Source organism: Rhodopirellula sp. JB055 (assembly GCF_043100905.1).
Taxonomy (GTDB): Bacteria; Planctomycetota; Planctomycetia; order Pirellulales; family Pirellulaceae; genus Rhodopirellula.
Genome location: NZ_JBICHO010000430.1, coordinates 1 through 6,050 on the forward strand (window position 1 = coordinate 1; position 6,050 = coordinate 6,050).

Genomic DNA, 6,050 nt, shown 5'->3' on the forward strand with positions numbered 1-6,050 from the left:
GGCGAGTGTGTGCCCAACACTCCTGGCAACACTTTCATGTGCTCCGAACAGGAGTTTGGCGACTTTATTTTGAAACTGCAGTACAAATTCCTGGAAGCTGGCAACTCGGGCGTTCAATTCCGCTCCGCAGCTCGCCCAGAAGGAGATCGAGAACGAGTCTTTGGCTATCAAGCAGAAATGCGTCCGGGGGGCGACATGACCGGTCGCATCTACGACGAAGGCCGACGCGGTCACAAACATGGCATCATTTGGCTGGACGCCTACACGCCTGAGGAACGCCTTGCTGCCGCACAAAAGAATTGCCGCCAAGGCGAATGGAACGAATTGGAAATCCAGTGTGTCGGCCCCTCGATCAAGACTTGGTTGAACGGCCACTTGGTCGTCGACATGTTCGACAGTTTTTCCATGAAGGGTTTTCTGGGGCTACAAATTCACGCAGGCAAATCGGGCTCCGTTGCTTGGAAGAACATCCGCATCAAGGATTTGGGTGAAAGCCAGTGGAAGTCGTTCTTTGACAAAGGCGAAGACGGCAACTACCAACTTCAGGACGCGAAGTTCGTGTTGCCGAAAGAATGGTCGTTCACCGAAGATGGCATTTTGCACGGCGTCCACTCCAAAGACCAAGGAAAAGACGGTCTGGTCATTTCCAACGACAACTACGACGACTTCATCGCTCGGGTGACGTATCGCATGCAAGGCGGTAACAGTGCGTTGTACTTCCGCGCGGAGGAAACCAGTGCGCCTTGGGTGCTACGCGGCTTCCAAAACGAGATCGCAAACAACGGCAAGGATTCGGCTCTTTGGCATACCGCCGGAATCATTGATGGAAAGAAGATCCCCGGTCGCGGTTGGATCGTGACCAACGATGAGTTCGTCGAAAAGGTTCGTAATCGCGACGGAGGCTGGAACACGACCTGCACGGCCGCCTACGGTGATCGCCTCGTCCAAACACTGAACGGATTTTGCACGTCGGACATCATCGATGAAGAATGCGAAAGAACCGGCAAGCTCGGTTTGCAGATGCACGGCGGCACGGATTGTGAAATGTTCTTCAAAGACTTTGAGGTCATGCCGATCACCGACGAGATGAAGAAACTGATCGATCGGAAGTGAATCCGTAGGTGCGATACGCAGGTGGGCAGGAATGATGAAGCACGACCATGTGAGCCGTTTGGGCGTTCACGCTGGCTGTGCGTGCAAACCGTGGCGAATGCCAGCGACTCACTGGCCGCGATGATTCCTGTGTACCTGCTTCATACAAGGCGACACCAATTATCACCATGGTTTACAGCGGAATGAATTCCAAACTCGTTAAGCAATTTGCAATCTCAGCTTGCCTGTCGGTTCTCGCGTTGCTGAACACGAGCACTGTGATGGCACAGGACAAGCCAGCCTCATCCAACGCAGTCATCACGATCGCTTTGATTGGCGACTCGACGGTCGAAGACGAATCCGGTTGGGGCGCTGCGTTTCGCGAAAGATTCACCGACGACGTCAAGGTTCTGAACTTCGCGAAAGGCGGCGCCAGTTCAAAGAACTGGTACAGCGGCAATCGCATGCCCGCCGTGCTGAAAGCGAAACCCGATTACGTTCTGATTCAGTTCGGACACAACGATCAGCCGGGCAAAGGCCCCGAGCGAGAAACCGATCCCAAGACGACATACCGCGACAGTTTGCAACGATATGTCCTGGAGTCGAGATCGATTGGTGCGGAGCCGATCTTGATCAGTTCTGTTACGCGGCGTCGGTTTGACAAAGACGGCAAGATCCGCACGTCACTGACACCGTGGGCGGACGCGACAGAAACGGTTGCAGCCGAGCTGGGCGTGCCGTTCCTCGACTTGCATCGCAGGAGCATTGAGCTGCACAACCGTCTTGGTCCAGAAGCCAGCATGGAGTTCAACTTCAAGGAAGGCGACCTAACTCATTTCAATGAAAAGGGCGCCGCCGTCATGGCGGATCTTGTCATCCAGGAATTGAAAAGCCAAGTTCCCGTTTTGAAGCGTTTTCTAAGCTCCACACCACGGTCGCCCAAGCACGATTCATCGGAATCGACTTCGAATCGGCCGTTGATGGCTTACGTCGGGACATTCAGTTCACCGCTTGGTGACGTCCCGCCGACACAAGTTGATCTGCCGGAGGGCAATGGCCGCGGCATTCATCTCTTTGAAGTCGATCGCGAAAGTGGTGCGCTGGATCCCGCCGGGACATTCGATCTGGGATCGAGTCCTGACTGCTTGGTGATCAATGAAGCGCGAGACCGATTGTACTCGAGCAACGAGACCGATCGCTTTGGCGAATCCAAACAAGGTTCCGTCAGTGCCTTCGCGATCGATCCCGCGGACGGGCAGCTCACGTTGCTGAACACCGTCAGCTCGGAAGGGGATGGGCCGACCTACGTCAGCATTCATCCGTCGGGAAAATTTTTGTTCGTTGCCAACTACTTCAGCGGCTCCATCGCCGTCCTTCCGATCTTGTCCGACGGCCGTTTGGGGAATGCCACCGATGTTCAACATGATTCTGGCAAAGTCGGCCCCACAACGGCGACTCACGCACCACCAGGCAGTTTCGCCATCAGCGGCCACGATGGCACTCACGCCCACATGATCCAGTCGGATCCGTCCGGCCGATTTGTGCTGCATGTGAACCTGGGCCTCGATAGGATTTTCGTCTGGAAGTTCGATGCTACCTCGGGCAAGTTGACTCCGAACAAACCTGCCAGCGTCGCGTTACCACCAGGCGATGGACCGCGCCATTTTGACTTTCATCCCAATGGGCGTTGGCTGTACTCGATCCAAGAAGAAGGCTCGACGGTCGTTTTGTTTGACTACGATTCGGCAAACGGAAAATTGTCGGAGCGTCAAACCGTTTCGTCCCTGCCTGAAGGCTATGCCGGCAGCAATTTTTGCTCAGAGATCTTGGTATCCAAGGATGGAAGGTTTGTGTACGCAGGCAATCGACTCCATGACAGCGTCAGCATCTTTGCGATCCAAACCGACGGCACGCTGCGTCAGGTGGGCAATGAGTGGACTCGAGGAAATTACCCACGCAGTTTCAACTTCGATCCCAGTGGAACGTTCCTGTACGTTTGCAATCAACGAGCAGACAACGTCACCGTTTTTCAAATCGATCGCAAGTCCGGTTTGCTGGCATTCACCGGTCATTACGCTCCCGTGGGCAACCCTTCCAGCATCACGTTTGTCGATCTAGCAGCATCTGCCGACTCAGTTCACGCCCAGCGCCGAGTCAGTGTCCCGGAGGCGCACCAAGCAGTTGCCGTGGACGGCCAATCCTTTTTCGCGATCTCCAATCGAAAAATCGCTCAGTACGACAAGCAATCCGCGAAGCGACTGGCTGTCTGGGAAGCCCCCAATGACTCGCGAATCAAACATCTCAACAGTGGTGTCGTCATCGACGGGCGTTTGTATTGTGCCAATTCCAATTGGCCCGCCAAACCGCTGAAGAACTCACTTGAGATCTTCGATGCCGAAAACCTGAAGCACTTGCAATCAAAACCATTCCCCGAATTCGATGGCGCAATCAACTGGATCGATCGGCACCAAGACGCATGGTGGATCGTGTTTGCCTATTACGGTGAGGCGGAGGTTCGGCGCACGAAACTGATCCGATACGATGACGACTGGAACCAAACTGGCGAATGGACTTTTCCCGAATCGGTGATTCAGCGTTTCCTGCCGATGAGTAACTCCGGTGGTGCGTTTGATGCGAACGGGCAGTTGTACGTGACCGGGCATGACCATGCCGAACTGTACGTGATGAACGTGCCAGCAGACGGCGGGGAACTGGAGCACGTCACGACGTTGCCCGCACCGATAGCTGGACAGGGCATCGCATGGGACGACGATCAGCCGGGCTCGCTGCTTGGAATCGTTCGCTCCAGTCATGAAGTGATCTTCATGCGTGTGCCGCGGACAGACTGACGTGTCCGAAACGACTATTCTATTCACGCTCCGACGATTGACCGCAACTGTTGCCTCTGTGCTCGCTCTGCCAACTGTCGTTCCGAAACGACAGTTGGTTGACGCGGTGATGGGGAGTGTCAGTTACAAGGTGTAGTACTCTTCCCAGCCTTTTCTGGGGGGATTTCCTTTCAGAAGTTGATTGGCTCGTTCGTTGTTCGTAATCTCTCGCTTTGCCGCATCGAACTTCAAAGTTCCTCCCAGCCGTTGAGCGATGCAGCCGAGCATGAAGACTTGCGTGAGCGGCCCCGAAACGGCGAACTTGGAATTGCATTCCTCCTTGCCCATTGCAGCGAGCAAGAAGTTCTTCATGTGATTTTGGTTGGTTTCGCCTGCGGGAACATCCGGTGTTTCAACCGGATCGGACAGAATGCTGAGCTTTGCACTGTGAGTGCCACCTAAGAAGGTGAGGTCATCGCTGTAGATCACTTTGCCGCACGCCGGCACTGATTTGCCTTTGCCCAATTCTTTGGGTTGTGGCGGTTGGTTTTTGACGCCGTCGTACCAATTGATTGACATCGCTGGCATCCCCGGTCCGCGTTCCGCGAATTCGAAAGCGATGGTGGTTGCCATTGGATAGATCAAATCGTTTGGACCTTCCAACTTGTCGGCACGCACTTCGTATGGCAGTCCCAATTCGAGGAAACGGTGGATGCTGTCCAGGGTATGAGGCCCCCAATCGCCGAAGGCACCATTGCCGTAGTCGTACCAACCTCTCCAATTGCCTCCATCGAGTCGTTTGCTGTAGTCACGCATTGGTGCGGTCGCCGACCAAACGTCCCAATTCATTCCGGACGGCATGGTCTCCGCAGCGGGATAGCTCGTGACGTTTCCCCACGGATGCCAGCGACGGCCCTTGTTCATGCAAGCGTCGACGCGGCGGACGTTTTTGATGATTCCTTCGTCGACCCAAGTTTTGAACTGCATCCGTTGCGAGGACGAATGACCTTGGTTCCCCATTTGGCAAATGCCATTGTGCTTCTTTTCGGCGGCGATCAACAGTTCGCACTCTTCGAAGGTGTGAGCGAGCGGCTTTTCCACGTAGACCGCCACGCCTTCCGAGATGGCACGCATGGCGATGGGGAAGTGTGTGTGATCGGGAGTTCCGACGGTGCAGGCGTCAATTTTGCCGCCCATGTCATCAAACATCTTGCGAAAGTCGTCATAGACCTTCGCGTCCGGGTGTTGGGCTTTGAAGCGATCCGTGCGTGACGGATCGACGTCGCAAAGTGCAACGACGTTTGCCAAGCCGGACTTGATCGCATCGTTGCCAATGGCGGCTCCCCGGTTGGTGCAGCCGATGATCGCCAGGTTCACCTTGTCACTGGTCTCAGCAGCGTTTGCGGATTCGAGTGCAAATGTCCCGATGCCAGCGGTGGCGATCGTGGCTGTTTTCAAGAAAGAACGACGACTCGCGTTTGTCAACGTTTTGGTCACTGCGGTGGGTTCCAGATGGATGGAGAAAGGTGGGCGACGATTCCGATTTCTTGCCGACCATGATAGCCGAACCGGAGCAACGTTGCTCTCGACGCTTTCCAGTCAAAATCACGAGCGTCTGTTGGTCACAAGTGTTGTGGCAACCATTGCGAGAGGAAACTATTCCCTGGGTGCTTGAGTTCACCGACGCGGATTTGGACCGACCGTTGAGCGAACCAGAGAAAGTCGCGGCAACGGTTCGAGAGATGTTTGACGGCGAAACGCCCGTTCGGACGATGGCCGTCGCCGAGAAATTGGGGCGGAACTACGGCACAGTGAAAACGCATCTGCACCGAGGAGGCAACATAGGGTTACTAGTTCAGGTGCCGCGCAAAGGCTGGCTGGTCGGCAAATGAGAATCACGCCGCGTTCACGCCAATCGGATCGCCGACGCCAACTGCAGGGTAATGTCGTTTCGTCACGCCAACTGCGGTTCGGTGACAAGGTCATCATCGACGGTCACCAATTCCGCTATCTTGGTCGCGATCTCATCCAATGTATCTTCCGCAGTGTCCAAACCACTGCGAGAGCCAAGAAGCGGACTCACGTCTCGAAGAGCGCCATACGTCGTGTCATGAATAATGGGTACAAGAA

At 55.1% G+C, this 6,050-nt stretch carries 4 protein-coding genes; 3 read left to right on the forward strand and 1 reads right to left on the reverse strand.

The window, feature by feature from the left end:
• On the forward strand, positions 1–1,113 hold a 1,113-nt coding region (locus tag ACF8AM_RS16940), incomplete at its 5' end, for a DUF1080 domain-containing protein (RefSeq protein ID WP_392556772.1).
• Between the two features lie 182 nt (positions 1,114–1,295).
• Positions 1,296–3,941, forward strand: a complete 2,646-nt coding sequence (locus ACF8AM_RS16945; protein WP_392556773.1) for a beta-propeller fold lactonase family protein — start codon at positions 1,296–1,298, stop codon at positions 3,939–3,941.
• A gap of 123 nt (positions 3,942–4,064) precedes the next feature.
• On the opposite strand, the gene ACF8AM_RS16950 is transcribed toward ACF8AM_RS16945, so the two are convergent.
• Entirely contained in the window at positions 4,065–5,417 is a 1,353-nt protein-coding gene (locus ACF8AM_RS16950) for a Gfo/Idh/MocA family oxidoreductase (RefSeq protein ID WP_392556774.1), read from the reverse strand.
• A gap of 29 nt (positions 5,418–5,446) precedes the next feature.
• Between ACF8AM_RS16950 and ACF8AM_RS16955 the strand changes: the two genes are divergently transcribed.
• Entirely contained in the window at positions 5,447–5,812 is a 366-nt protein-coding gene (locus ACF8AM_RS16955) for a hypothetical protein (protein ID WP_392556775.1), read from the forward strand.
• The last annotated feature ends 238 nt before the right edge of the window (positions 5,813–6,050 follow it).

What these genes read in the sequence shown, in the direction of transcription:
- ACF8AM_RS16945 (WP_392556773.1), top strand. Translation starts at nt 1,296, where the DNA reads ATGAATTCCAAACTCGTTAAGCAATTTGCAATCTCAGCTTGCCTGTCG.